Origin of the sequence: Streptomyces sp. B5E4, assembly GCF_039871555.1 — a bacterium.
Lineage (GTDB): Bacteria > Actinomycetota > Actinomycetes > Streptomycetales > Streptomycetaceae > Streptomyces.
Window position 1 is genome coordinate 45,965 of record NZ_JBDPMI010000005.1, and the last position, 25,343, is coordinate 71,307.

General features: G+C 72.4%; 23 protein-coding genes and 1 pseudogene. 9 read left to right on the forward strand and 15 right to left on the reverse strand.

Going from position 1 to position 25,343, the window contains the following annotated elements; translation table 11 throughout:
• Positions 1-86: 86 nt before the first annotated feature.
• Complete coding sequence (locus ABGA99_RS08980) at positions 87-983, forward strand: SGNH/GDSL hydrolase family protein (RefSeq protein WP_347582455.1); 897 nt, start codon at positions 87-89, stop codon at positions 981-983.
• Positions 984-1,133: 150 nt separating this feature from the next.
• On the opposite strand, the gene ABGA99_RS08985 is transcribed toward ABGA99_RS08980, so the two are convergent.
• Positions 1,134-2,063, reverse strand: a complete 930-nt coding sequence (locus ABGA99_RS08985) for a LysR family transcriptional regulator (protein ID WP_347575364.1) — start codon at positions 2,061-2,063, stop codon at positions 1,134-1,136.
• Between the two features lie 106 nt (positions 2,064-2,169).
• On the opposite strand from ABGA99_RS08985, the gene ABGA99_RS08990 reads away from it, so the two are divergent.
• The gene (locus ABGA99_RS08990) at positions 2,170-3,549 is read left to right on the forward strand and encodes a hypothetical protein (RefSeq protein ID WP_347575365.1); all 1,380 of its coding nucleotides are present in this window, start codon (positions 2,170-2,172) and stop codon (positions 3,547-3,549) included.
• A 24-nt stretch (positions 3,550-3,573) separates the two neighbouring features.
• On the opposite strand, the gene ABGA99_RS08995 is transcribed toward ABGA99_RS08990, so the two are convergent.
• The 4 genes and pseudogenes from ABGA99_RS08995 to ABGA99_RS09010 form a co-directional block, all read right to left on the reverse strand.
• Positions 3,574-4,077: a hypothetical protein gene (locus tag ABGA99_RS08995; protein ID WP_347582456.1), complete on the reverse strand. Its 504-nt coding sequence runs from the start codon at positions 4,075-4,077 to the stop codon at positions 3,574-3,576.
• Between the two features lie 81 nt (positions 4,078-4,158).
• On the reverse strand, positions 4,159-4,545 hold the full coding sequence (locus tag ABGA99_RS09000; RefSeq protein ID WP_347575367.1) for a barstar family protein: 387 nt from the start codon (positions 4,543-4,545) through the stop codon (positions 4,159-4,161).
• 103 nt (positions 4,546-4,648) lie between these two features.
• Positions 4,649-4,733 (reverse strand): annotated as a pseudogene (locus ABGA99_RS09005) (AAA family ATPase); the annotation flags it as partial.
• 42 nt (positions 4,734-4,775) lie between these two features.
• Entirely contained in the window at positions 4,776-5,819 is a 1,044-nt protein-coding gene (locus ABGA99_RS09010) for an NAD(P)-dependent alcohol dehydrogenase (RefSeq protein WP_347575368.1), read from the reverse strand.
• 94 nt (positions 5,820-5,913) lie between these two features.
• Between ABGA99_RS09010 and ABGA99_RS09015 the strand changes: the two genes are divergently transcribed.
• Complete coding sequence (locus tag ABGA99_RS09015) at positions 5,914-6,510, forward strand: TetR family transcriptional regulator (RefSeq protein WP_347575369.1); 597 nt, start codon at positions 5,914-5,916, stop codon at positions 6,508-6,510.
• A 766-nt stretch (positions 6,511-7,276) separates the two neighbouring features.
• Here the strand turns inward: ABGA99_RS09015 and glnA are convergent.
• The gene (glnA, locus tag ABGA99_RS09020; protein ID WP_347575370.1) at positions 7,277-8,692 is read right to left on the reverse strand and encodes a type I glutamate--ammonia ligase; all 1,416 of its coding nucleotides are present in this window, start codon (positions 8,690-8,692) and stop codon (positions 7,277-7,279) included.
• 273 nt (positions 8,693-8,965) lie between these two features.
• On the opposite strand from glnA, the gene ABGA99_RS09025 reads away from it, so the two are divergent.
• Positions 8,966-9,442: an RDD family protein gene (locus tag ABGA99_RS09025; RefSeq protein ID WP_347575371.1), complete on the forward strand. Its 477-nt coding sequence runs from the start codon at positions 8,966-8,968 to the stop codon at positions 9,440-9,442.
• Positions 9,443-9,588: 146 nt separating this feature from the next.
• Here the strand turns inward: ABGA99_RS09025 and ABGA99_RS09030 are convergent, their stop codons facing one another.
• The 4 genes from ABGA99_RS09030 to lipB form a co-directional block, all read right to left on the reverse strand.
• Positions 9,589-10,284, reverse strand: coding sequence for a DUF4191 domain-containing protein (locus ABGA99_RS09030; RefSeq protein WP_347582457.1), 696 nt, complete (start codon positions 10,282-10,284; stop codon positions 9,589-9,591).
• 103 nt (positions 10,285-10,387) lie between these two features.
• Entirely contained in the window at positions 10,388-10,621 is a 234-nt protein-coding gene (locus tag ABGA99_RS09035) for a hypothetical protein (RefSeq protein WP_347575373.1), read from the reverse strand.
• Positions 10,622-10,772: 151 nt separating this feature from the next.
• Complete coding sequence (gene lipA, locus ABGA99_RS09040; protein ID WP_347575374.1) at positions 10,773-11,711, reverse strand: lipoyl synthase; 939 nt, start codon at positions 11,709-11,711, stop codon at positions 10,773-10,775.
• A 61-nt stretch (positions 11,712-11,772) separates the two neighbouring features.
• Positions 11,773-12,555: a lipoyl(octanoyl) transferase LipB gene (lipB, locus tag ABGA99_RS09045; RefSeq protein ID WP_347575375.1), complete on the reverse strand. Its 783-nt coding sequence runs from the start codon at positions 12,553-12,555 to the stop codon at positions 11,773-11,775.
• Positions 12,556-12,791: 236 nt separating this feature from the next.
• Between lipB and ABGA99_RS09050 the strand changes: the two genes are divergently transcribed.
• Complete coding sequence (locus tag ABGA99_RS09050) at positions 12,792-14,390, forward strand: regulator (protein ID WP_347575376.1); 1,599 nt, start codon at positions 12,792-12,794, stop codon at positions 14,388-14,390.
• Between the two features lie 391 nt (positions 14,391-14,781).
• Here the strand turns inward: ABGA99_RS09050 and ABGA99_RS09055 are convergent, their stop codons facing one another.
• Positions 14,782-16,287: an FAD-dependent oxidoreductase gene (locus ABGA99_RS09055; RefSeq protein ID WP_347575377.1), complete on the reverse strand. Its 1,506-nt coding sequence runs from the start codon at positions 16,285-16,287 to the stop codon at positions 14,782-14,784.
• A gap of 285 nt (positions 16,288-16,572) precedes the next feature.
• Entirely contained in the window at positions 16,573-17,466 is an 894-nt protein-coding gene (locus ABGA99_RS09060) for a TIGR01777 family oxidoreductase (protein ID WP_347575378.1), read from the reverse strand.
• A 55-nt stretch (positions 17,467-17,521) separates the two neighbouring features.
• Here ABGA99_RS09060 and ABGA99_RS09065 point away from each other — a divergent pair, with 55 nt between their 5' ends.
• Complete coding sequence (locus tag ABGA99_RS09065; RefSeq protein ID WP_347575379.1) at positions 17,522-18,064, forward strand: N-acetyltransferase; 543 nt, start codon at positions 17,522-17,524, stop codon at positions 18,062-18,064.
• Positions 18,065-18,169: 105 nt separating this feature from the next.
• Here the strand turns inward: ABGA99_RS09065 and ABGA99_RS09070 are convergent, their stop codons facing one another.
• A complete protein-coding gene (locus ABGA99_RS09070; protein ID WP_347575719.1) occupies positions 18,170-18,691 on the reverse strand; it encodes a DUF4240 domain-containing protein in 522 nt (173 codons plus the stop codon).
• A 131-nt stretch (positions 18,692-18,822) separates the two neighbouring features.
• Between ABGA99_RS09070 and ABGA99_RS09075 the strand changes: the two genes are divergently transcribed.
• On the forward strand, positions 18,823-19,788 hold the full coding sequence (locus tag ABGA99_RS09075) for an SDR family oxidoreductase (RefSeq protein ID WP_347575380.1): 966 nt from the start codon (positions 18,823-18,825) through the stop codon (positions 19,786-19,788).
• Here the strand turns inward: ABGA99_RS09075 and ABGA99_RS09080 are convergent.
• Positions 19,770-20,780 carry a WYL domain-containing protein gene (locus tag ABGA99_RS09080; protein ID WP_347575381.1) on the reverse strand — a complete coding sequence of 337 codons (1,011 nt, stop codon included), beginning with the start codon at positions 20,778-20,780 and terminating at the stop codon, positions 19,770-19,772. The genes ABGA99_RS09075 and ABGA99_RS09080 overlap by 19 nt on opposite strands.
• 66 nt (positions 20,781-20,846) lie before the next feature.
• Here ABGA99_RS09080 and ABGA99_RS09085 point away from each other — a divergent pair, with 66 nt between their 5' ends.
• Both ABGA99_RS09085 and ABGA99_RS09090 read left to right on the forward strand, forming a co-directional pair.
• Positions 20,847-22,394, forward strand: a complete 1,548-nt coding sequence (locus tag ABGA99_RS09085) for a sodium-dependent transporter (protein ID WP_347575382.1) — start codon at positions 20,847-20,849, stop codon at positions 22,392-22,394.
• Positions 22,394-22,501, forward strand: a complete 108-nt coding sequence (locus tag ABGA99_RS09090; RefSeq protein WP_347575383.1) for a methionine/alanine import family NSS transporter small subunit — start codon at positions 22,394-22,396, stop codon at positions 22,499-22,501. The genes ABGA99_RS09085 and ABGA99_RS09090 overlap by 1 nt, the downstream gene beginning before the upstream one ends.
• Positions 22,502-22,564: 63 nt before the next feature.
• Here the strand turns inward: ABGA99_RS09090 and aceE are convergent, their stop codons facing one another.
• Positions 22,565-25,258: a pyruvate dehydrogenase (acetyl-transferring), homodimeric type gene (gene aceE / locus ABGA99_RS09095; protein WP_347575384.1), complete on the reverse strand. Its 2,694-nt coding sequence runs from the start codon at positions 25,256-25,258 to the stop codon at positions 22,565-22,567.
• Positions 25,259-25,343: the final 85 nt, after the last annotated feature.

Here is a 25,343-nt window from a genome sequence, read left to right on the forward strand (position 1 = left end):
GACCAGTTAAGCGCAGCCCGGCCCGTCTGCATCATGTGCACGACACAACTTTCCGCTCCACCCACCCCCACCGCCGGGAGCCGCCGATGAACGTGGTGCCGAAACTCCTCAAGGGCGCGCTGGGCGCCGCCGCGGCGACCGGCCTCGTGGTCGCAGGCACGGCCGCGCCGGCCGCCGCGGACGCCGCCGCCGACGCCGCGGCGGGCGAGGTCTACGTCGCCCTCGGCGACTCGATGGCCTCGGGGCCGCTCATCCCGCTCCCCACCGGACCGCTCGCCTGCGGGCGCTCCACCGAGAACTACGCGCACGAACTGGCCGACCGGCTCGACGTGGCGGAACTGCGCGACGTCACGTGCAGCGGCGCCAAGACCGACCACATGACGCAGCCGCAGTCGCTGTCGCTGCTCGACGTGGACATGGGCGAGGCACCCCCGCAGTTCGACGCGCTGAGCGCGGACACCACCCTGGTCACGCTGACGATCGGCGGCAACGACGCCGGGCTCGTCGGCGTCGCGCAGGACTGCATGCAGCTCAACCCGCTCGGCGACCGGTGCAAGGACGGCTTCATGGAGGGCGGCGTCGACACCGTCGCCCAGCGCATCGAGGCCATGGGCCCCGAGCTCGGCGCCGTCCTCGACGGCATCCACGCCCGCGCCCCGCAGGCGCGCGTCCTGGTCACCGGCTACGGCGACTACATCAAGCCGGGCGGCTGCTGGCCGTACCAGCCGGTGCTCGCCCCCGACGCCGACTGGCTCCAGGGCAGCGTCAACCACATGAACCGCGTCATCGCCGACCGCGCGGCGGCCCACGGCGCCGAGTACGTCGACGTCTTCACCCCGAGCCGCGGCCACGACTCCTGCCAGTCCCCGGACAAGAAGTGGGTCGAGGGCTACGTTCCCACCGCCCCGGCCGCACCGCTGCACCCCAACGCCCGTGGCGAGGAGGCGTACGCCGGCATCATCCACGCCCAACTGACCGGCTGACCCCCGCCCCCGGCCGGCCCGACCGGCGGGGACGGGCCGGCCACCGACGTCCCCCACCCCCGAGGGGACGCACACACGCCGGCCCGGCGCGGAGTATCCGCGCCGGGCCGGCCGTGTCGGTTGCGCGGCGGCCGCTTCCGCGCGGGCAGGTCAACCGTCCGCGGCGGGGACCGGCTCCGCCGGCGGGGCGTCCCCGGTGCGGCAGACCTCCCGTACGACGCGCAGGAAGGCGTGCAGGACGGGGTCGCGGTCCGTACGCCGCCAGATCACCGAGGTGTCGACGGTCAGGCCAGGACCGGCGAGGGGCCGGTAGACCACGCCGTCGCGGCGCAGGTTCTCCAGCGAGGCGGGCAGCAGGGACGCCCCGAGTCCGGCCGCCACCAGGCCGATGACGGTCTGCTTGGGCGACGCCTCGCGCAGCGAGGGCGGGGTGTAGCCCGCGGCCCGGCACAGGGCGACGATGTCGTCGAAGAGCGGCGGGTTGATCTCCCGGGGGAACTGGACGAGCGGTGTTCCGGCCAGCTCGGCGAGGTCGACCCGGGACCGTCCGGCCAGCGGGTGCCCCCCGGGCAGCGCCACCGCCAACTCCTCCGTGAACACCGTCTCCACCGCCAGCCGCGGATCGGACACCGGCGGGTGGACGAACCCCGCGTGCAGCCGGCCCTCCGCCACCTCGCGGATCTGGTCGGGGATGCGCAGCTCCGTCACGCTCAGCTCGACGCCGGGGCGGACCTGCGAGAACCGGCGTACCACGGGCGGGATCACGCTGTAGATGGCCGCGTCGATGAACGCGACGGCCAGTTGCCCCGTCTCGCCGCGCGCGGCCCGCCGGGTCAGCTCGACCGCGCGGTCCGCCTGCCGGACGGTCGCCCGCGCCTCCGCCAGGAACACCCGCCCCGCGGCGGTGAGCGCGACGCTGCGGCGGCTGCGGTCCAGCAGCCGGGCACCGACGGCCCCCTCCAGCAGGCGGATCTGCCGGCTGAGCGGCGGCTGCGCCATGTGCAACCGGGCCGCGGCGCGGCCGAAGTGCAACTCCTCGGCGACGGCGATGAAGTACCGCATCTGTCTGAGGTCGACCACGTGTCATATCCGTTCTGTCTCAGAGCCCGTGAAACGGGTATTGGACCCCGCCCGGTTCCGCCGCGGACGCTGGTGCCACCACGCCACCGACGATGCGGAGAGGACGATGACGGACAAGCAGGGGATATCGCGCCGGGGGGCGCTGCGGGCCTCGCTCGCCGGCGCGGCGGCGGGCGCGGCGGGCGTCGCGGCGCCCGGTACGGCCGCGGCCGCCGGGCCCGCCGTACCGGCCGGCCGGGCGCGTCACGTCGAGGCGGTCGGGTACAGCGATCTCGACCACCGGCCGGCGTTCAAGATGGCCGTACGGCACAAGCGCGGCCGGTGGTACCTCTACACGGGGCACTTCTGGGACTCCGGCTGGAGCGTCGTGGACGTGACCGACCCCACGCGGCCGGAGGTCGCCGCCCACGTACCGGGACCGGAGAACACCTGGACCCTCCAGGTCGACCTGCACGGCGACACCATGGTCACGGCGCTGGAGCAGGTCTTCCCCAACTTCGGCGGCGACCCCGCCGCGCCCTTCGAGGAGGGCGTGCTGATCTGGGACATCGCCGATCCCGTACGCCCGCGGCGGCTGGGCCACTACCGCACCGGCGGCACCGGCACGCACCGCAACCTCTATCCGGGCGGGCGCTACGTCCACCTGGCCGCCGGCGCACCGGGCTTCAGCGGCAACATCTACGTCATCCTCGACATCTCCGACCGCTCCCGGCCCCGGGAGGCCGGCCGCTGGTGGGTGCCGGGCCAGCGGGACGACGAACCGGCCCCGGAGGGCTCCGGGCCCGGCGAACCCGCCGCATCAGGCGGCTTCTGCTGCTCCGCGGGCCACGACGTGTCGCTGCACGGCCCGCCGTATCCGGTGGGGAACCTTGTCTACCTGCCGTACGGCGGCGCCGGCCTGGTGGTGCTCGACATCGCCGACCCCGCCCGCCCCCGGCCGGTGGGACGGCTGCCGTTCAGCCCGCCGTTCCACAGCCGCTTCGGCGTCCACGGCGTCCTCCCCGTCCCCGGCCGGAACATCGCCTTCGCCAACTCCGAGGACGTCTCGTACGGCACGGGCCCCGCGCACCACGCCTCGATAGTCGACATCTCCGACCCGCAAAAGCCCTTCCTGCTCTCGCTGCTGCCCGAGCCGGCGCCCCCGCGCGGCGCCGACTACCCCGACTTCTCCACCCGCGGCGGCTGGAGCGGCCCGCACAACATCAACCACCACCAGCACCACCCCGACGTCCAGCCCCACAACGGCCTGCTCCACGTCGCCCACTTCAACGCCGGCCTACGCATCTACGACGTCTCCAACCCCCGCCTGCCCCAAGAGACCGGCCACTTCATGCCCCCGGAACCGACCCGTCGCTACGGCCCCATGCCGGAAGGCGAACTCGCCCTGCAGACGGAGGACGTGGTGGTGGACCGCCGTGGCTACATCTACATCACAGACAAGAACCAGGGACTGTGGATCCTCCGCTACACGGGCCCCCGCCCCTGAGGAGCAGGGCGTGGTGTGGCACCTTCACTGGCGAAGACCGGTGCGTGAGGCTTCTTCGACTCGGGCGATCAGGCGGCTGTTGTGGACGGCGTGGTCGAATCCCGGGGTGTGGTGGGTCCCGTCGGTGAGGTCGCGCGCCAGGCTGGCGTACACCTCGCCCACGTTGGGGGAGGCGCCCCTCCATATCTCGGCGGCGGTCGCGCCGGTACCGGTGGCGAGGGGGCTGTCGGGTGCGGTGAAGTCCACGCTCGACGAGAGTGCGAGGTCGCCGACCTGAACGCCCGCGGGGTGGTCGCCGGTCAGCTTCAGCCAGCCGTCCGACCCGCGTACATCCAGGCTGAAGTGGGCGTCGGACGCGGGCACGCCCGCCAGGATCTGCACGCCGACCGGCGCGCCCGACGAGGTCTTGGCGATGGCGTCGAGGTGGTCGGGGACTTCCCGGACGGAAATCGCGCCGGTGTCCACCAGCTTCACCTGCGGCCAGAGGAGTTCCGTGCGCGCGTCGACTTCGGTGATGTCACCGAGCACGGCTTCGATATCCCGTCCCGCTGGATCCCGCCTCGTGGACAGTGCTGCAACGCTGCCTGGCCCACCGCGCAAAAGCCACCGTCACTGAAGGCGCAGGACGGCAGGGGCTCGATACTCGAAGATCTCGATCAACCAGTCGAAGACGGTCGTTCCACGCTCTTCACGTACCGCGGCCAGATCGGCACTGACCGCTGGGCGGTTCGTGGGGTGGCAGCGCGACAGGCGGATCTCCAACTGCCGAGCAGTCTCTGGGTAGCCCATATGCTCGCGAGACACCTGATGGTCCCGCCACTCCATCACGTAGTCATCGTCATCGGGCGTCCCGAAGCCGCCACTGAGGCAGTCGGCGAAAGCGTCGAGATTCCTGCCGAAGTAGCCACCGGGGCCGTTGATCGCCTCACCGATGACTCGCCAGAAGTCTTCCAACGTCCTGATCCGGGTACCGTCCAGCACGTATATCGCGGTCACAGCCCGCAGGATACGTGCGGCTCCGTGACGGGTCCCTCCATGTTGAACCCGTGCTGTTCAGGCACTGCCTCGCACGGGTTCGCCGGAACATGTGCGCTTTGCCGAACGATTCGTTGGAGGCGATGGCCACGCTGTTCTTCTCCTCCCGTTCGGTCAGGACCTGGGAAGAGCATCTCGGCGCCGTGGCGGTGTTTGTCGCTGGCTTGCTGTGGGGCAAGCCGCGCCGTCGGTCAGTCGAGGTCGGACATGTCGAGTACGAAGCGGTAGCGGACGTCGTTGCGTTCCAGGCGCGCGAGAGCGGTGTTCACCTGGGACGACGGTAGTAGTTCGATGTCTGCGGTGATGTCGTGTTCGGAGCAGAAGCGCAGCATGGCGGCGGTGGACGGGCGGCCGCCGCTGCCGGCGGAGCTGAGCTTCTTGCGGCCGATGAGCAGGTCGAGGGTGTCCACGGTGACCGGTCCGAGGTGGCCGAGGTGGCTGAGGGTGCCGTCCATGGCGGTCATCCGCAGGTACGGGGCCAGGTCGTGGGGGGCGGAGATGGTGTCGATGACCACGTCGAACTGGTCGCGGACCGTTTCCCTCTGCTCGGAGTCGGTGGACACGACGAATCCCTGCGCGCCCAGGCCGCGCGCTTCGCCGGCCTTCTCCGGAGTGCGGCTGACGACGGAGGTCGTGGCGCCGAGCGCGGTCGCCATCTTGACCGCGAGGTGCCCCAGGCCGCCGAGTCCGGCAACGGCGACGGTGCTGCCCGGGCCCACGTCGAGCGCCTGCAACGGTTCCCAGACGGTGACCCCGGCGCAGAGCAGGGGGGCCGCGGCGGCCGCGTCGAGGCCCGCGGGGAGGTGGTAGGCGAACTGATGGCTCACGACGTACTCGCGGGAGTACCCGCCCAGCGTGGTCGTCCCGTCCTGCCGGTCGGCTCCACCGTAGGTCAGTGTCGGAAACGAACGGCAGAAGTTCTCCTGGCCGGCCCGGCACATGCGGCAGATGCGGCACGAGTCGACGATGTTGCCGACGGCCACGGGAGCACCCGGGGAGAAGCCGGAAACTGCGCTGCCGACCTCGGTGACCACGCCGGTGAACTCATGCCCGGGTACGAGCACGCCGTTCGCGCCGTTCTCGTGCGCGTGCAGCGCGTGGAGGTCCGTGTGACAGACGCCGCAGTACTCGACACGTACCGCGATGTCGTCCGGGCGCAGGTCCCGGCGCTCCAGCGCCGTGCGGCGCAGGGTCCGCGTCTCGCTGTCCGCGCGCCATCCGGTCGTAGGGCGCATCACCATCTCCTCAGACAGACTGTTCGGTCTGTTTCACGGTAGGCGCACGGGAGCCGAGAAGCAAACAGACAAGTCGGTCTGTAAGATTCGAGGCATGCCTGAGCAGCCGTCCAGCAGCCGCGGAGCCGCGACGTACCAGCGCATCGTCGACGCCGCCACCCAGGAGTTCGCCCGGCACGGCATCGCCGGCGCACGCATCGACCGGATCATCGCCGCCGCACGCACCAACAAGGCGCAGCTCTACGGCTACTTCGGCAACAAGGACGCGCTCTTCGACGCGATCTTCTTCGCCTCACTGGAGCGGATCACCAATGTCGTCCCCATCGACGCCACGGACCTCGCCGACTGGGCGGTGCGCCTCTACGACGAATACCTCAGCCGCCCGGATCTGATCCGGCTCGCGACCTGGGCGCGCCTGGAGCGGCGCCCGACCGGAAACCTCGTCGCGGACCACGACCGCTACGACGACCACAAGCTCCGCGCCATCGCAGAAGCCCAGGCCGCCGGACGCATCAGGCAGGGAGACCCCTTCGACGTGATGGCCATGGTCATCGCCATGTCCATGGCCTGGTCCCCGGTGAGCAACGTCTACGCCGCCTCCGCCGAGGAGGCCGCGGCCGTGCACGACCAACGGCGCGCCCTGCTCCGAGACTGCGTACAACGCGCCGTCGCCCCGGACCCGGGAGCCTGAGCACCCCGCCCCGTGAGTGTGCGGGCCTTGCCTTCACCTGCGAAGTGCACGTCTTTGTTCCCCACTTGACTGAGGGGCCAACCGATGGGACGACGAGTGGCCCCGGCCGATTCCAGAGATCCCGTCAAGACCGCGTTCAACCTACGGATTGCGGGTGGAGAGGGTCGCGCATCATCGTGGCGAATACCGGGGAGTCCGCAAAGGGCTGTTGCCCCTTCCGAAGGAGTGCAGAAGGCTGGAGACGCGGCCGTGCCGGGCCTCTGCGGGCACTCTCAGAGCAGTGGTGACGGCGGGTTCGAGGTCGTCCTGTTCGAGGTGCGCGAGGTGCGCGAGTGCGAGAGCCCGATTTCGCTGGAAGTCGTAGCGCAGCAGATGAGGTTGCGGTGGGCGTGCGCTTCGGCTTCGGCCCAGCGGCCCAGAGTCAGGTGGGGTCGTCAGCGCCGGCAGTCCCAGCTCTGCTTGGTCGTAGAAGGCCATCCACGGCGGCCGGTACGCGCTGGGGTCGGAGCGGTCCACAGCTTGCTGTGCGTGATCCAGGGAGCGACGGGCGGCAGTGGTATTGCCGAGAGGGCCGCAACGCCCACCTGGGGTGGGGTCGCGACCCTCGTGGCGTTTCTGACGTCATGTCAGAGATTGGGTCAGGCGGTGCGCACCGGGCGCACCAGGAGGCGGAAATCGTGGGCGGCGGCGAGAACTGATGCGAAGAGTTTTCGCAGGTCAGAGCCTGTTGCCAAGGGCTTCCACCCAGGTCACCCGAGCCTGCTCTTTAGATGTCGAAGTACAGCTCGAACTCGTGCGGGTGCGGGCGGAGCTGGATCGGCTCGATCTCCTGGGTGCGCTTGAAGTCGACCCACGTTTCGATCAGGTCGGACGTGAAGACGCCGCCCTGGAGGAGGAACTCGTGGTCGGCTTCGAGGGCTTCCAGTACGGCCGGGAGGTTCGTCGGGACCTGGGGGACCGCGGCGTGCTCCTCGGGGGCCAGTTCGTAGAGGTCCTTGTCGACCGGCTCGGCGGGCTCGATCTTGTTCTTGATGCCGTCCAGGCCCGCCAGCAGCATGGCGGAGAAGGCCAGGTACGGGTTGCCGGAGGAGTCCGGGGCGCGGAACTCGATGCGCTTGGCCTTCGCGCTGGCGCCGGTGATCGGGATGCGGATCGCCGCGGAGCGGTTGCGCTGGGAGTAGACCAGGTTGACCGGGGCCTCGAAGCCGGGGACCAGGCGGTGGTAGGAGTTCACCGTCGGGTTGGTGAAGGCCAGCAGCGCCGGGGCGTGGCGGAGGATGCCGCCGATGTAGTAGCGGGCGGTGTCCGACAGGCCCGCGTAGCCCTGCTCGTCGTAGAAGAGCGGCTCGCCGCCGGTCCAGAGCGACTGGTGGCAGTGCATGCCGGAGCCGTTGTCGCCGAAGATCGGCTTGGGCATGAAGGTCGCGGTCTTGCCGTTGCGCCAGGCGACGTTCTTCACGATGTACTTGAAGAGCATCAGGTCGTCGGCGGCGGCCAGCAGCGTGTTGAACCTGTAGTTGATCTCGGCCTGGCCCGCGGTGCCCACTTCGTGGTGCTGGCGCTCGACCTTGAGGCCGGACGCGGCGAGTTCGAGGGAGATCTCCGCACGCAGGTCGGCGAAGTGGTCGACCGGCGGGGCGGGGAAGTAGCCGCCCTTGTAGCGGACCTTGTAGCCGCGGTTGCCGCCGTCCTCGATCGCGCCGGTGTTCCAGGCGCCGGCCACGGAGTCGATGTGGTAATACCCGGCGTTCGCCTTGGTCTCGAAGCGGACGTCGTCGAAGACGTAGAACTCCGCCTCGGGGCCGAAGTACGCGGTGTCGGCGATGCCGGAGGAGGCGAGGTACGCCTCGGCCTTCTTGGCCACGTTCCGCGGGTCACGGCTGTACTGCTCGCCGGTGATGGGGTCGTGGATGAAGAAGTTGATGTTGAGCGTCTTGTCCTTGCGGAACGGGTCGAGGCGGGACGTGGAGAGGTCCGGTACGAGCGCCATGTCGGACTCGTGGATGGCCTGGAAGCCCCGGATCGACGAGCCGTCGAACATGAGCTGGCCGTCGGGCTCGAAGACGTCCACGGGCACCGTGAAGTGCTGCATGATGCCCGGCAGATCGCAGAAACGCACGTCGACGAACTTCACGTCGTTGTCCGCGATGTACTGCTGGACCTCGTCGGCGTTCTGGAACATCCCACTCCTCCTATGTCCCGCCGCGAGGGGACGGGTAAGCCTGCAGAGCCTGCGCGAGGTGCGCCTGCCGGCGTGCCGGCATGCTCGCCCGAGCGTAGGCACCCGGGATTTCTCGGGCATGACCCGGTTGTTTCGCCGATGTTAACCGCGACCCCCGGCCGGGCCGGGGAACGCGGCCCCGGCGGCCCCGCGGGTGGCCGGAATCGTATGCGGTCCGAGGGCGCCGGCAGGGGGCGAGGAAGGGCCGCGCGCACCTGGCAGTACCGTGGATACGTGGATGACGCGGAGAAGCGGCAAGCAATCGGATCGTGGCTCTCCGGCCCCCGCGCGGCGGCCGAGGACATGGGCGTCGACTTCGGCTACCGGGGCCAGCGCCTCGGGCTGCCCGAGACCGGCCCCGGCTCGGTCGCGTCCGTCGGCCGGCGGATCGCGGCGCTGGTCGTCGACTGGCTGCTGTGCCAGCTCATCGCCTACGGACTGTTCGCGGGCAGCGACACCCGGTCGCTCGGGCTGTGGACCATGGTCGTCTTCTTCGTGATGACCGTGCTGCTGGTCGGCACCCTCGGCTTCACGCCGGGCAAGCGGATCATGCGCATCCGCGTCCTCGCCGAGAACGGAGCCCGGCTCGGCCCCGTCGCCACCATCGCCCGCTCCGTGCTGCTCTGCCTGCTGATCCCCGCGGTCGTCTTCGACCGCGACACCCGCGGTCTGCACGACCGGCTCGCCCGCGCCGTCGAGGTGCGGTTCTGAGAGAAGTGCGGTTCTGACCGAAGGGCGGTTCCGAGCGAGACCGGGTTCCGCGCCGGGCCTTTCCGCGCCGGGCCTGCCTCCGAGCCGGTCCTACGCCGCGGGCCCCTCCGGCGCCCGTCCCCGTACCCGTACGAGATCCGCCGCGCTCAGCGCAGCTTGCCGCCGCCCTTCGGAATCCGCATGCCCTTGGGCATCGGGCCCTTCGGGACCGGCATGTTGCTCATCAGGTCGCCCAGTGCCTTCAGCCGGTCGTTGACCTGCGTGACCTGCGGGCCCTGCAGCACGCGCGGCATCTTCACCAGCGTGGCCCGGAGCTTCTTCAGCGGCACCTGGCCCTCGTCGTTGCCGACGACGACGTCGTGGACCGGCACCTCCGCGATGACCCGGTTCATCTTCTTCTTCTCGGCCGCCAGCAGGCCCTTCAGCCGGTTCGGGTTGCCCTCGCCGACCAGGACGATGCCCGCCTTGCCCACGGCCCGGTGCACGACGTCCTGCTGCCGCGTCATCGCCACCGCGGGGGTGACGGTCCAGCCCCGCTTCATGTTGTCCAGCACCGCCGCGGCCGCGCCCGGCTGGCCCTCCATCTGCCCGAACGCCGCGGCCTCCGCGCGCCGCCCGAAGACGATCGCCATGCCGAGCAGCGAGAGCAGGAAACCGACGATGCCCAGGTAGATCGGGTGTCCGATGAGGAAGCCGATGCCCAGGGCGGCACCGAGGACCAGGATGCCCACGCCCGCGACGATGAGACCGACCTTGGGGTCGGCCCGCCTGGTCATCTTGTACGTGAGGGCGATCTGCTTCAGACGCCCGGTGTTCTCGGGTGTGGGTTCACTGCTGGCCATGCCGCGAATTCTACGGCCAGCCGGGCCCGGGGTCAGACCGGGCCCGGCACCTGGTGGCCGGATCGGGGCGCGCCGGGCGGCCCGCGGCGCCGGGGCGCGGCGGCTAACGGGGCAGAGCGGACGTACCGCCCGCGGGCGGGTCCGCCTGCGACACCGCCGATTCCGACTCGCGGCGGGCCATGGCCCGGCGGCGGTCCTCCAGGACGGCGTCCCAGGCGTTACGCCGTGCGGTGCGCTGCTCGCCGCGGAGCAGCACTTCCTCGATCGTGCGCAGCACCCGGGCGACGGTGGGCCGGGGCGGCGGCCAGGACGGTAACGACGACGGTGACGACGGCACGACGGCCCTCCTCGGCGGTCGGGAAGTCGGAACTGGGTCGGGCTCCATGCTCACCCCACGGTGTTACCAGCGCGTGGCCCGGCGGTCAAAGCGGGGTGAAGACCGCCGGGACGCGGCCGCCGGCGGCACTGCCGGGCCGGCTCGCGGGGGCCTACGCCGCTTGCTGCGCGCGCTTCTCCATGGCCTGCTTGTACAGCCGTCCCGCCCGGTACGAGGACCGCACCAGCGGGCCGGACATGACGCCTGCGTAGCCGATCTCCTCGGCCTCCTGCTGCAGCTCCACGAACTCGTGCGGCTTCACCCACCGCTCCACCGGGTGGTGCCGCGGCGACGGGCGCAGGTACTGCGTGATCGTGATCAGCTCGCAGCCCGCCTCGTGCAGGTCACGCAGCGCCTGGCTGACCTCCGCGCGCTCCTCGCCCAGGCCCAGGATGAGGTTCGACTTCGTCACCAGACCGGCCTCGCGGGCCCGCGTGAGGACCTCCAGCGACCGCTCGTAGCGGAAGCCGGGGCGGATGCGCTTGAAGATCCGCGGGACGGTCTCGACGTTGTGCGCGAGCACCTCGGGGCGGGCGGAGAAGACCTCCGCGAGCTGCTCCGGCTCGGCGTTGAAGTCGGGGATCAGCAGCTCCACGCCGGTGCCCGGGGTGGTGGCGTGGATCTGGCGCACGGTCTCCGCGTAGAGCCAGGCGCCGCCGTCCTCCAGGTCGTCGCGGGCGACGCCGGTGATCGTGGCGTACCGCAGCTCCATGCGCTGGACGGACTCGGCGACCCGGCGGGGCTCGTCGCGGTCCAGCTCGGCCGGGCGGCCCGTGTCGATCTGGCAGAAGTCGCACCGCCGGGTGCACTGCTCGCCGCCGATCAGGAACGTCGCCTCGCGGTCCTCCCAGCACTCGAAGATGTTGGGACAGCCGGCTTCCTGGCAGACCGTGTGCAGACCCTCGTCCTTGACGAGCTTCTGCAGCGCGTTGTACTCGGGCCCCATCTTGGCGCGGGTCTTGATCCACTCGGGCTTGCGCTCGATGGGGGTCTGGCTGTTGCGGACTTCCAGGCGGAGCAGCTTGCGACCGTCGGGTGCGACAGCGGACACGTCCGGGCTCCTAGCTTTCGATTCCTCGGCGTTCTCCAGCGTACGCCTCTGAATTGGGGAGTCAGACCGCGCGGGGGAGCGCCTCGGCCGTCTCCAGGATCTCGCGCAGATGCTTCTCCACGACGGGGAGAACCTCCGACACCGGTACGTCTCTTCCCAGCTCGCCGGAGAGCGAGGCCACCCCCGCGTCGCGGATGCCGCACGGCACGATCCTGTCGAACCAGGTGTTGTCCGGGTTGCAGTTCAGCGAGAAGCCGTGCATGGTCACGCCCTTGGCGACGCGGATGCCGATGGCGGCCAGCTTGCGGTCCTCGCGCCGCTGGCCGGCGTTGGACGGCGCGTACTCGGGACCGGCCAGGCGCGGGTCGTACTCCTCGTCCGAGAGGCGGGGGTCGAAGTCCAGCGCCAGCCCGCCCAACTCCGCGCGCTGCTCCACGGGGTCGCCCAGCACCCAGACGCCGCTGCGGCCCTCGATGCGGGTGGTCGCCAGGCCGAAGTCGGCGCAGGCGCGGATCAGGGCCTCCTCCAGCCGCCGGACGTGCGCGACGACGTCCACGGGGCGCGGCAGCTTCAGGATCGGATAGCCGACGAGCTGGCCGGGACCGTGCCAGGTGATCTTCCCGCCGCGGTCCACGTCCACCACGGGGGTGCCGTCGAGCGGGCGCTCGTCCTCGGCCGTGCGGCGGCCCGCGGTGTAGACCGGCGGGTGCTCCAGCAATAGACAGGTGTCGGGGATCTCCTCGGCGAAGCGGGCGGCGTGCACGCGCCGCTGCTCCTGCCAAGCCTCCAGGTACTCCACGGCGTTCTCGCCGAACCCCAGGTGAACGAAGCGCAGCTCGCCCACGGTGCCCTCCTCGCGCTGTTCGCGCAGTTCGCGCCGGGCGGTGCGCGTGCGCCGCCCGGCATATGCGGTCGGCGGTATTCCAGCCGACCCTCTGCCACTGTACGGCGGTATACGTTCCCGCCCTGCACCCAGGTCTCCTCACACGATCGAATGAAGCTGGGACGAAAGCGGCGAGTGAGGCTTGTTTCGCCGCTACATTCGCGCCGTTCCCGGAGGCCAGGCAGGAGACCCCACAGGTGACGACGGAACGACCTTCACAGCGACCTCCCAACCGCCAGCTCGCGGCCCTCATCTCCGAGGCCGGGTTCTCCAACGCGGGGCTCGCCCGCAGAGTCGATCAGCTAGGGCTCGAACACGGCCTCGACCTGCGATACGACAAAACGTCCGTGACCCGGTGGCTACGCGGCCAGCAGCCGCGCGGCACGACACCTGCGCTGATCGCCGAGGTGTTCACCCGGCGCCTCGGCCGCCGGCTGACCGCGCAGGACCTCGGGCTCGACGCATGCGCACCGGTGTACGCCGGACTGGAGTTCGCCGCGACGCCCACCGAGGCGATCGACATCGTGAGCGGGCTGTGGCGCAAGGACACGGGCAGTCAGGCGGAGCTGCGGAAAATCGCGTTCACTCCTGCGGGTCTCGTCGTGCCGAGTCGGGATTGGCTGATCGGCAGGCCGGACGAGAAGGTGGCGCGCGAGCTGCAGCAGCGCGGGGCGCCCGGTCCGGCGGGGGTGGCGTCGCCGGGGGCGCCGGGCGCGCTGCGGGTGCCGGCGCAGGGGCGCGGTCCCGGCGTGGGCCTCGGTGGCGGCGGTGTCGCCGTCGGTGCGGGGCCGGGCGCCCCGGGCGGACCCGGGGCGGGTCTGGGCGGCGTGCCCGCCGGGCGCGGTGATCCGGGACCGGGGTGGGGCGGGCCGGGGGCGCGGGCGCCGGGACAGCGGGTCACCCAGGGGGACATCGGGGCGATGCGGTCGGTCGCCGAGATGTTCCGGGCGCTGGACAACGCCTACGGCGGCGGGCACGCCCGGCAGGCCCTCGTGCGGTATCTGGAGCACGAGGTCGAGCCGATGCTGCGCGGCACGTACAACGAGGCAACGGGGCGCCGGCTGTTCGCCGCCGCCGCGGACCTGACGCGGCTGGCGGGCTGGACGTCGTACGACATCGCGGCCCACGGGCTGGCCCAGCGGTACTTCGTCCAGGCCCTGCGGCTGGCGCAGGCGTCGGGGGACCGGGCGTACGGCAGCTACGTGCTGGTCACGATGAGCCGCCAGGCGGTCTACCTGGGGCACGGCCGGGAGGCGGTGCAGCTCACCCGGGTCGCGCAGCAGGGTGTCGGAGGGGGCGCGCCGCCGGTGGTACAGGCGCTGCTGCACGCCGCGGAGGCGCGCGGGCACGGGCTGCTGGGCGAGGTGCGGGCCTGCACGACGTCGCTGGCGCGGGCGGAGCGGGCGCTGGAGTCGGCGCGGCCGGGGGAGGAGGCGCCGCACTGGGCGCGCTTCTTCGACGAGGCGCAGCTCGCGGACGAGTTCGGGCACTGCTACCGCGACCTCCAGCAGTACCGGGCGGCGGCGCAGCACGCGGAGCGCTCGCTGCAGTACAGGGCGGCGGGGTTCGCGCGCAGCCGGGTCTTCTGCCGGCTGGTGCTGGCGACGGCGCGGCTGGGGCTGGGCGAGGTGGAGCAGGCGTGCGTGCTGGGCGCGGAGGCGGCGCAGCAGGCGGCGGAGATGCGTTCGGCGCGGGCGGCGGAGTACGTCCGCGACTTCGAACGGCGCCTGGAGCCGTACCGCGATGCACCTCCGGTGCGGGCGTACCGGGAGCGGGTCGCGGCGCTGGCGGTGTGAGGGCGGGGGCCGCGGGGCCGCGGAGCGGCGCGGCCGGCGGTGCGGGTCGGGGCGGTGCGGGCGGCGGGTGCGCGCGTGTGGTGAGCGGTGCTCTCGCTGCTGAGGGCTCTCTGGGGAGCTGCTTCTCGGTGTAGGACGCCGCTCTTGGCGCGGATCGCTGTGCTCGCCGCAGAGCAGTGCTCTCGGTGCGGGGTGCCGCTCCCGATTCGGAGCGGTGCTCTCGGGTGGGCGGCGCTCTGGTCGGAGAGCTGTGCTCTCGCCTCGGAGCGGTGCTTCCTTCCCGGAGCGGTGCTCTCGCTGCGGGGCGGTGCTCCGGTCCCGGAGTGGCGTTCCGGTCCCGGAGCGGTGCTCCCGCTCAGGAGCACCGCTCCGTGGTGGAGAACCGTTCCTGCTAGGCGACTGCCGGGACGGCCGCCGGGTCCGTGGCCGGGGTGAGGCCGAAGTCGCGGAGGAGGGCACGGGCTGCGCGGCGGCCCGAGTACAGGGCGCCCTGGGGGGTGCTCGTGTCGCGGTGGTCGCCGCAGACGTAGAGGCCGCACAGCACCCGGACCGGTCGGTGGAGGTCGTGCGGCGCCGGCATCGCCGGTATCGCCTCCGGGTCGTGGTGCGCCCCCACCAGCTCCCAGTCGAAGGCCGACGTCCCGTACAGCTCGCTCAACTGCCGCCGCGCCGACTTGTCCAGCACCCGCGCCGGCCGGACCGCGTCCTCGCCCAGCACCACCGAGCTGACCAGGGCCCGCCCCCGCGGCGCCCGCGACGTGTCCGCCCTGCTGACCACCGCCGTATGCGACACCGGCCCCTGCGCCCCCTCCGCGTCCAGCAGCAGCGCCGCCTGCCGCACGCCGCCCGCGACCGCGCCACTCCGCGCCGCCCCGCCTTCCCGCACCCCGCCTTCCCGCACCGCGCCCTGCCGCGCCCCGCCGTCACGCCCCCCACCGTCACGCGCCGGAACGCCGTCCTCCGCGCCCCCGGCCTCCCCCGCCTCCGGCCGGCTCCCGACTCCGCCGCCGCCCGGCAGCGACTCCGCCGGGGCGCTGTGGTGCAGCACCGTCACCGGGTGGAACCCCGGCAGCCGCAGCCCCGGCAGCAGCCCCGCCGCCGCCCGCGCGCCCGTGGCCACCAGCACCGACCGGCACCGCAGCACCCCGTGCTCCTCCGTCCGCACCGCGGTCGTCGAGACCGACACCGCCCGCACCCCGGTTCGCACCGTCCCGCGCGGGAGCCCCGCCGCCAGCTTCTGCGGCACCGTCGCCGCACCGCCCGCCGGCAGGCACAGCCGTCCGCGCGCGAACGCCCGCAGCGCCAGGTCCGCCGAGCGGCTCGACGTCGTCAGCGCCGGGTCGTTGAGCAGCGCCACCAGCAGCGGCCGCAGGAACCCCGCCGCGATCCGCGGCGGCAGCCCGCGCGCCGCCAGCGCGTCCGCGGCCCGGCGCTCCGGCCGGGCCAGCAGCCGCGCCGTGGGTACGGTCGCCAGCCGCGCCAGCGCCGCGGAGAGCCACGCCTGGTCGATGACGGCGCCCCGGGGCGCACGCGCGGCGCTGGCGAACGCACTCGCCGTCGTGAACGCGCCCCCCGTGCCCCGCGATCCGCCGATCCGCTGCCGCCGCCCGCCCGCGCAGACCACCACGTCCCCGTCGAGCGGGCAGAGCGGCACCCCCGCGAGCCCCGGCAGGCGACGCAGTTCCGGGTACGAGGTGTTGAGCAGGTGCAGCGAGCGGTCCAGCCGGAATCCGTCGACGTGGTCGGTGGTCATCCGCCCGCCGACCTGCTCGTCCGCCTCCAGCACGGTCACGCTGAGGCCCGCTCCGACCAGGTGCTGGGCCGCGGCGAGACCGGCGAGTCCGGCGCCCACGACGACGACGTCGACGGGGTCCGTGCTTCCTGCGGCATGGGGCACGGGTGCCTCCCGGGGTTGTGCGTCCGCGGCCGAGCGCTCTCGCATGCCGCTGGACGCCTGTTTGATGCCCAACTGGGCATGGTCGTATCCGCGTTCCCCCGTGGACGCGTTCCGTTGACGATAGGGCGGATGGTGGCGCCGGCCAGGTGCGCACCACAAGGGCACGGACGCACACCCGGCGCAACCAGCCGCGACACCGTCCCCGCCGACCCTCCGGCCGGCCCCCGGATCAGCCCGCCGCACCCTCCCGGGCCGGCACCGCACCGGCCCCCTCCCTCGCCTCCGTCACCCCCGCAGCGCCGCCCGCAGGGCCTCCTCGATCCCCGGGAACGCGAACGTGAACCCCGAGTCGAGCAACTTGCGCGGCACCACCCGCTGGCTGCCGATCACGTCCTCCGCCAACTCGCCCAGCGCCACCCGCAGCGCCGCCGCCGGCACCGGGAACGGCGTCGGCCGGTGCAGCACCCGCCCCATCGCCGCCGTCACCTCGCGGTTGGTCACCGGCTCCGGGGCCGTGAGGTTCACCGGCCCGGCGAGCGACTCGGTGTCGATGAGGTGGCGCAGCGCCGCGATGTGGTCGTGCAGGGAGACGAAGCTCCAGTACTGCCGTCCGTTGCCGAGCCGCCCGCCGAGACCCGCCCGGAAGAGCGGGAACAGCCGTCCCCACGTCCCGCCCCTGCGGGAGACCACCAGGCCCGTACGCGCGTGGACGGTACGGATCCCGGCCTCCTCCGCCGCGTTCGTCGCCGCCTCCCACTCCTGGCACAGGTCGGCGAGGAAGCCCCGCCCCGGCGGCGCGGTCTCGTCGATGCGGCGGTCGCCGGTGTCGCCGTAGTAGCCGATCGCGCTGCCGCAGACGAAGACGGACGGCGGCCGGTCGAGACAGGCCAGGGCGTCGGCGACGGCCGCGGTGCCGAGCACCCGGCTGTCGCGCAGCACCCGCTTGTAGCTCTCGGTCCAGCGCCGGTCGGCGATGCCGGCCCCGGCGAGGTGCACGACGGCGTCGCAGCCGTCGAGCCGCCCGGCGTCGACGTACCCCTTCCCGGGGTCCCACCGCACCTCGTCCGGTGCGCTCGCCTCCCGCCGCACCAGCCGCAGGACGTCGTGCCGGTCGGTCCGCAGCGAGCGGACGAGGGCGGAGCCGATGAGTCCGGAGGAGCCGGAGACCGCGATGCGCATGGGCCCATCCTGCCCTCATGTGCCGTCCCCCGGCAGCACGTGTCACAGTGAGCCCATGACTGACGTGCACGGCGGCGGGGCGGTCGGCGGCGGCGAGCTGCGCATACGCCCCGCGAGCGCCGCCGACGGGGATCTGCTCCGCGCCCTCGACGCCGCGACCTGGTCGCATCTGCACGCGGTGACCGCCCCGCCCAGCACCGACGCCCCGTTCTTCGACGAGCGCCACCACCCCGACCACTACCTTCTCGCCGAGCTGCCCGGCCGGACCCCCGCCGCCCCCGCCCGCGTCGTCGGCTACATCTGCGTCGTCCCCCCGACGTCGCTGGCGGTCAACGGGCACGTACGCCAGATCCAGGGCCTCGTCGTCGCCCCCGAGGCCCGCGGCGCCGGTGTCGCGCGGGCGCTGCTGCGGGCGGGCGCGGAGCACGCCCGCGCGGCAGGTGCGCGGCGGCTGACGCTGCGCGTGCTGGGGCACAACGCCCCGGCGCGGCGGCTGTACGAGTCGGAGGGGTTCGCGGTGGAGGGGGTGCTGCCGGAGGAGTTCCTGCTGGACGGCACGTACGTGGACGACATGCTGATGGGGCGCACACTCCTCTGACGCGCGCGCCCCCGCCGATCCCGTACGAGCTCCGGCCCTCAGCGCCAAGCCCCGGCCCCAAGCCCTCGAACCCCGCGCCCGCGGCCCCGGGGCAACGGCAAGCCGTCAGTCCTCCCGGTACAGCGCCCACAGCTTCGGGAACCGCTGCGCCAGCACCCCTACGTCCTCGAAGTCGATCGCCTCGCCCACCGGCTCCGCGGGCCCCTCCGGCAGACCCAGCTCCGGCAGCTTCAGCCCCGTCAGCCGCTCGTACGCCTCGTCCGCCACGTACGCCAGGTCCTCCGCCTCCCCGTCCGTCTCCTCGTCGAAGTCCTCCAGCAGGTCCGCGAGATCGTCCGGCTCGTGCAGCGCGCCCTCGAAGACCGTCCGGCCCTGCCCCACGAGCCAGCCGCGGAAGGAGTCGAAGGCGTCGTCGCTGACCCCGTCGAGCAGCACCCACGCCGCGCCCCACAGATCCATGCGGTACGCGCGGTCCATCCGCGACTCGAAGTGGCAGGCGAAGTCGGTCACGGCGTCCGGGTCGAGACCGGTCAGCCGGTCCACGAGCAGGTCGGCCTGCTCCGCGGGGTCGCCCTCGGCGGCCTCGCGGGCGGCGTCGATCAGCTCCCAGAACTCCGACTCCTCCATCACGGATCCAGCATCTGCCTTCCGCCGCGCATATGCACGCGGAGCGCGGGATCGGAATCCTCCGGAACTCCTTTCGCAACCCGCCGGAAAACCAGACAGAAGATGTCCGGATTCGCTGTCACGGTGGGCGCATGAGCGAAGAGCAGAACCGAGACAAGCCCGTTCCGGGCACCGCGGACAAGCCGCTGCGCGGGAAGGTCGCCCTGGTCGCGGGCGCCACGCGGGGCGCGGGCCGGGCGATCGCGGTGGGGCTGGGCGCCCTGGGCGCCACCGTGTACGCCACGGGCCGTACGACCCGGCAGCACGTCAGCGAAGTCGGCCGCACCACCGAGACCATCGAGGAGACCGCGGAGCTGGCCACCGAGGCCGGCGGCGAGGGCGTCGCCGTCCGTGTCGACCACCTCGAAGCCGATCAGGTACGGGACCTGGTCGCCCGCATCGAGCGCGACCACGGGCGGCTCGACGTGCTGGTGAACGACGTCTGGGGCGGGGAACACCTCGTCGAGTTCGGCAAGAAGATGTGGGAGTACGACCTCGACCGCGGCCTGCGGATGATGGAACTCGGGGTCAAGACCCACCTCATCACCAGCCACTGCGCGCTGCCGCTGCTGCTGCGCACCGGCGGCGGGCTGGTGGTCGAGATCACCGACGGCACCGCGGAGGCCAACAAGCCGTACCGCGACATGTTCTTCTACGACCTGACCAAGAACGCCCCGATCCGGATGGCCTTCGGCCTCAGCCACGAGCTGAAGGACGCCGGCGCCACCGCGCTCTCCCTCACCCCGGGCTTCCTGCGCTCCGAGCAGATGCTCGACCACTTCGGGGTGACCGAGGAGAACTGGCGCGACGCGGTCGCCAAAGACAAGCACTTCGCGCTCTCCGAGAGCCCCGTCCTCGTCGGCCGCGCGGTCGCGGCGCTGGCGGCGGACCCGGACAAGGCGCGGTGGAACGGCACGTCGCTGTACAGCGGGCAGGTCGCCCAGGAGTACGGGTTCACGGACGCCGACGGCACGCTGCCGGACAGCTGGCCGTACTTCCAGCGCGTCATGGCCGGCGAGGACCCCGGCGACCCGGAGGGCTACCGGCTCCGCCCGTAGGGCTCCCGCCCGTACAGCTCCGCGCTGCGGGCCGCCGCCGCCGCGAACCGCGCGCGCAGCTCCGGCGGCCCCAGTAGCTCCGCGTCCGGGCCGAGGGCGAGGAGCTGGCCGTACGCGACGTCCGCGGACTCCACCCGCAGCCGCACGGCCGTCCAGCCCCGGTCGTCCGGCGGGCCGGCTGCGGCCACGGCGTCCTCGGCGGCGAGCCGGTCCGTGACGTGCGGCAGCCGCCGCAGGCCGTCGGGGGAGAGCCGCAGCGTCACCTCGTCCCGCAGGATCGACCGCGCGAACGCCGCGGCCCGCTCCGCCCAGAAGCCCGGCAGATCGAACTCCTCGTCGCGCTCGAAGCCCGCGTCACCGTCGACGATCACTGCCTGCTCGAAGCGCTCCACGCGGTAGACCCGGTACGCGCCCCCTGCTTCCGGCACCCGCGCGACCAGGTACCAGACCCCCGCCTTCAGCACCAGCCCGTACGGCTCGACCTCCCGCTCCACCGCCTCCGCCGCCGGCCGCCGCCGGTACGTCACCGCCAGCGTCCGGTCCGCCCACACCGCCTCCGCCACCGCGGGCAGCAGCTCCGGCGCGTCCGGCTCCCGCCACCACCCCGGGGCGTCGAGGTGGAACCGCTGCGCCGCGCTCTCGGGGGCGCCGCGCAGCTCCGGCAGCAGCGCCGCCGACACCTTCAGCCGCGCCGCGGACGCCGCGTCCGCCAGCCCCATGTCCCGCAGCGCGCCGGGCACCCCGGACAGGAACAGCGCCTCCGCCTCGGTCCGCCCGAGCCCGGTGAGCCGGGTGCGGTAGCCGCCGACGAGCCGGTAGCCGCCGGTCCGCCCGCGGTCGGCGTAGACCGGCACCCCCGCCTCCGCGAGCGCCTGCACGTCCCGGGCGACGGTCCGCTCGGAGACCTCCAGCCGCTCCGCCAGCTCGGCGGCGGTCATGGACGGGCGGGACTGGAGCAGCAGAACGAGGTGGATGAGGCGGGCGGCGCGCATGTCAGCCATCATGCAGCGCCCTGATACCGTCGTTCGGCACTGCACCAAAGAATAAGAGAGTTCTATATGTCCAACGAGCCTCGTGAGCGTTGGGGAAACCGGGCAGGATTCCTCTTCGCCGCGATCGGATCCGCGGTCGGTCTCGGCAACATCTGGCGTTTTCCCTACGTCGCCTACGACAACGGCGGCGGCGCCTTCCTTCTGCCGTATCTGGTGGCCCTGCTGACGGCGGGACTCCCGCTGCTGATCATGGAATACGTCATCGGCCGCCGCTACCGCTCCTCCCCGCCCGGCGCCTTCCGGCAGCTCTCCCGCCCCGCCGAGGCCATCGGCTGGTGGCAGGTGGCGATCTGCTTCGTGATCTCCGCGTACTACGCCGTGATCCTGGCCTGGGCCGTCCGCTACGTCGGCTTCTCGATCGACGAGTCGTGGGGCGACGACCCCAACGCCTTCTTCTCCGAGGACTTCCTCAAGTCCGGCGAACCGGGCACCGTCTCCACCTTCGTGCCCGGCGTCATGTGGCCGCTGCTCGGAGTGTGGCTGGTCACACTCGTCATCCTCTGGCTCGGCGTGCGCCGGGGCATCGAGTGGGCCAACCGCGTCTTCATCCCTGCGCTGCTGGTCTTCTTCGGCATCCTCGTCGTCCGCGCGGTCACCCTGGACGGCGCGGGCGAGGGCCTGGACGCCCTGTTCAGGCCGGACTGGGGGGCGCTGGGCGAGGGCAGCGTGTGGGTCGCCGCGTACGGGCAGATCTTCTTCTCGCTGTCCATCGGCTTCGGCATCATGATCACGTACGCCTCGTACCTGGGCCGCAAGTCGGACCTGTCCGGCTCGGCGCTCGTCGCCGGCTTCGCCAACAGCTCGTTCGAGATCCTGGCCGGCATCGGCGTGTTCTCGGTGCTCGGCTTCATGGCCGCGCAGCAGGGCGTGGGCGTCGACGAGCTGGCCACCTCGGGCGTCGGGCTGGCGTTCGTGGCGTTCCCGGCGATCATCTCCAGCATGCCGGGGGGCGCGTTCTTCGGCGTGATGTTCTTCCTGTCGCTGGTGATCGCCGGCCTCACCTCGCTGGTGAGCATCGTGCAGGTGCAGGTCGCGGCGGTCGAGGACCGTACGGGCCTGTCCCGCAGGGCGGCCGTCGCGATCGTCGGCGGCGTGCTCACCGTGGTGTCCGTGCTGGCGTTCGCCAACGACGGCGGGCTCACGCTGCTCGACGCCGCCGACCACTTCATCAACCAGTACGGCATCGTGCTCGCCGGCCTCGTGTCGGTCGTCGTCGTGGCCTGGGTGCTGCGCCGGCTGCCGCTGCTGCAGCGGGACGCCAACGCCACGTCCGCGGTGCGGATGGGGCGCGTATGGCTGGTGTGCCTGGGGATCGTCACACCGCTGGTGCTCGGCTGGATGATGGTCGACAGCCTGCGCACCGAGCTGGACGAGAACTACGGCGGCTACCCCGGCTCGTTCCTCGGCTGGGCCGGCTGGGGCGTCGCCGCCGGTGCGCTGCTCGTCGGCGTGCTGGCCGCCCTGATCCCGTGGCGCCACCACGGCGACATCGGCGGCCGGGCGCCGGAGGCACAGCCCGTCGAAGACCCGGAACCCGCGAAGGAGGGCAACTGATGTCGGCGAGCGCCATCGTCATGCTGGTCGTCGCGGTCGTGATCGTCTGGGGCGGCCTGGTCGCGGCGCTGCTGAAGCTGCGCAGCTTCCCGGACCAACCGGACTAGGCCCGCAGGCCGGTACGGGCCCGGCCTGCGCCCCCCGCAGGCCGGGCCCGTCGGCCCCAGGGCTCAGACCAGCCCGTACTTCGACGCCGCCGCCGCGACCGTCTCCTTCTTCACCTCGCCGCGCCGCGCCAGCCGGTCCAGCACCGCCACCACGATCGACTCCGGGTCGACCCCGAAGTGCCGGCGGGCCGCCTCACGGGTGTCGGAGAGGCCGAAGCCGTCCGTGCCCAGCGAGGTGTAGTCCTGCGGGACCCACTGCGCGATCTGGTCGGGCACCTGCCGCATCCAGTCGCTGACGGCGAGAACCGGGCCCGGTGCGCCTTCCAGAGCACGGGTGACGTAGGGGACCCGGTCCTCGCCGCGAAGCTGCGCCGTGTCACAGGACAGGGCGTCACGGCGCAGCTCGCTCCAGGAGGTGGCGGACCAGACGTCGGCCGCGACACCCCAGTCCTCGGCGAGCAGTCGCTGGGCGTCGAGCGCCCAGTGGATGGCGGTGCCGGAGGCGAGCACCTGGGCGCGCGGGGCGTCCTCGGCGGCGGCCCCGGCGGGGGAGTCGGCGGTCCGGTAGCGGTAGAGGCCGCGGATGATGCCCTCCTCGACGCCCTCGGGCATCGGCGGCTGGACCTTCGGCTCGTTGTAGACGGTGAGGTAGTAGAAGACGTCCGGGTCCTCGCCGGGGGCGGCCTGCCCGTACATGCGGCGCAGCCCGTCCTTGACGATGACCGCCACCTCGTACGCGAACGCCGGGTCGTAGATCAGCGCCGCGGGGTTGGTGGAGGCCAGCAGCGGGGAGTGGCCGTCGGCGTGCTGCAGGCCCTCGCCGGTCATGGTGGTGCGGCCCGCGGTGGCGCCGACGACGAAGCCGCGGCCCAACTGGTCGGCGAGAGCCCAGAACTGGTCGCCGGTGCGCTGGAAGCCGAACATCGCGTAGAAGATGTAGAACGGGATCATCGGCTCGCCGTGCGTCGCGTACGACGTGGCCGCGGCCGTGAAGGACGCCAGCGAACCGGCCTCCGTGATGCCCTCGTTGAGGATCTGCCCGTTCGCCGCCTCCTTGTAGTACAGGAGCTGGTCGCGGTCGACGGGGTCGTAGGTCTGCCCGCGCGGGGAGTAGATCCCGGCGCTCGGGAAGAGCGACTCCATGCCGAACGTGCGCGCCTCGTCCGGCACCACCGGTACCCAGCGGCGGCCGGTCTCCTTCTCCCGCATGAGGTCCTTGACCAGGCGGACGAACGCCATGGTCGTCGCGATCTCCTGGCTGCCGGAGCCCTTCTTGAGCGCGTCGAACGGCTTCGCCGCCGGCTCCGGCAGCGCCGCCGGGTGCACCCGGCGGGCCGGCGCGGGGCCGCCGAGCGCGGCGCGGCGCTCCTGGAGGTAGCGCACCTCGGGGGAGTCGGGGCCCGGGTGCGCGTACGGCACGAGGTCGCCAGCCAGCGCGCTGTCCGGGATGGGCAGCTCCAGCAGGTCCCGCATGTCGCGGAACTCGGCGCCGGTCAGCTTCTTCATCTGGTGGTTGGCGTTGCGCGACTCGAAGCCCTTGCCGAGGGTGTGGCCCTTGACGGTCTGCGCCAGGATCACGGTCGGCGCGCCCTCGTGGGCGACGGCGGCACGGTACGCGGCGTAGACCTTCCGCGGCTCGTGGCCGCCGCGGGAGAGGTGGAAGCATGCGAGGATCTTGTCGTCGCCGAGCAGCTTCGCCATCTCCGCGAGCGCGGGCTCGGCGCCGAAGAAGTGCTCGCGGATGTACGCGGCGTCGCGGGTGGCGTACGTCTGGAACTGCGCGTCGGGCACGGCCCGCAGCCGGCGGGCGAGCGCGCCGGTGGTGTCGAGGGCGAGCAGCTCGTCCCAGGCGGAGCCCCACAGCGACTTGACGACGTTCCAGCCGGCGCCGCGGAACTGGGCCTCCAGCTCCTGGACGACCTTGAAGTTGGCCCGTACGGGGCCGTCGAGGCGCTGCAGGTTGCAGTTGATGACGAAGGTGAGGTTGTCGAGCTGCTCGCGGGCGGCGAGGGCGAGCGCGGCGGTCGACTCGGGCTCGTCCATCTCGCCGTCGCCGAGGAAGGCCCATACGTGGCTGGCGGAGGTGTCCTTGATGCCGCGGTGGGCGAGGTAGCGGTTGAACCTGGCCTGGTAGATCGCGGAGATCGGGCCGAGCCCCATGGAGACGGTCGGGAACTCCCACAGCCAGGGAAGCCGCCGCGGGTGCGGATACGAGGGCAGTCCCTCGACGGCGCCGGGCGCGGCCTCCTGGCGGAACCGGTCGAGGTGGGCCTCGGAGAGCCGGCCGTCGAGGAAGGCGCGGGCGTAGACGCCGGGGGAGGCGTGGCCCTGGATGTAGAGCTGGTCGCCGGAGCCGGGGGCGCGGTCGTCGTCCTTGCCGCGGAAGAAGTGGTTGAAGCCGGTCTCGTACAGCCAGGCCGCGGAGGCGAAGGTGGCGATGTGCCCCCCGAGCCCGAACCGCGACCCGCGGGTCACCATGGCGGCGGCGTTCCACCGGTTCCACGCGGCGATCCGCCGCTCCAGCTCGGGATCCCCGGGCAGCTCGGGCTCGGCGGCCGTGGGGATGGTGTTGACGTACGGCGTCTCCAGCAACGCGGGCACGTCCAGACCGGCGTCCCCGGCGTAGGCGAGGGTGCTTCGCAGCACCTGCGCAGCCCGGTCGGGGCCGGCGTGCTGCGCCACCGCGTCCAGGGACTCACGCCACTCGGCGGTCTCCTGCGGGTCGCGGTCGGGGAGCTGGTCGAGCTGACTCTGCATGGCAACTACCTCCTCGACCGAACTGTAAGTCTCCGATCGATGATCGATCAAAGGTTGGACGGCAAAATACTTCCGGAACGAGAAA

Excerpts from the sequence above, each read along its gene's own strand:
- ABGA99_RS09090 (WP_347575383.1), top strand. The coding sequence starts at position 22,394 with ATGTCGGCGAGCGCCATCGTCATGCTGGTCGTCGCGGTCGTGATCGTC.
- ABGA99_RS09010 (WP_347575368.1), bottom strand. The coding sequence starts at position 5,819 with ATGCGCCCTACGACCGGATGGCGCGCGGACAGCGAGACGCGGACCCTG.
- ABGA99_RS09030 (WP_347582457.1), bottom strand. The coding sequence starts at position 10,284 with ATGGCCAGCAGTGAACCCACACCCGAGAACACCGGGCGTCTGAAGCAG.
- ABGA99_RS09080 (WP_347575381.1), bottom strand. The coding sequence starts at position 20,780 with ATGCGCGCCGCCCGCCTCATCCACCTCGTTCTGCTGCTCCAGTCCCGC.
- ABGA99_RS09085 (WP_347575382.1), top strand. The coding sequence starts at position 20,847 with ATGTCCAACGAGCCTCGTGAGCGTTGGGGAAACCGGGCAGGATTCCTC.
- ABGA99_RS08980 (WP_347582455.1), top strand. The coding sequence starts at position 87 with ATGAACGTGGTGCCGAAACTCCTCAAGGGCGCGCTGGGCGCCGCCGCG.
- ABGA99_RS09070 (WP_347575719.1), bottom strand. The coding sequence starts at position 18,691 with ATGGAGGAGTCGGAGTTCTGGGAGCTGATCGACGCCGCCCGCGAGGCC.
- ABGA99_RS09060 (WP_347575378.1), bottom strand. The coding sequence starts at position 17,466 with ATGCGCATCGCGGTCTCCGGCTCCTCCGGACTCATCGGCTCCGCCCTC.
- ABGA99_RS09075 (WP_347575380.1), top strand. The coding sequence starts at position 18,823 with ATGAGCGAAGAGCAGAACCGAGACAAGCCCGTTCCGGGCACCGCGGAC.
- glnA (WP_347575370.1), bottom strand. The coding sequence starts at position 8,692 with ATGTTCCAGAACGCCGACGAGGTCCAGCAGTACATCGCGGACAACGAC.
- ABGA99_RS08990 (WP_347575365.1), top strand. The coding sequence starts at position 2,170 with ATGACGGACAAGCAGGGGATATCGCGCCGGGGGGCGCTGCGGGCCTCG.
- ABGA99_RS09065 (WP_347575379.1), top strand. The coding sequence starts at position 17,522 with ATGACTGACGTGCACGGCGGCGGGGCGGTCGGCGGCGGCGAGCTGCGC.
- aceE (WP_347575384.1), bottom strand. The coding sequence starts at position 25,258 with ATGCAGAGTCAGCTCGACCAGCTCCCCGACCGCGACCCGCAGGAGACC.
- ABGA99_RS09015 (WP_347575369.1), top strand. The coding sequence starts at position 5,914 with ATGCCTGAGCAGCCGTCCAGCAGCCGCGGAGCCGCGACGTACCAGCGC.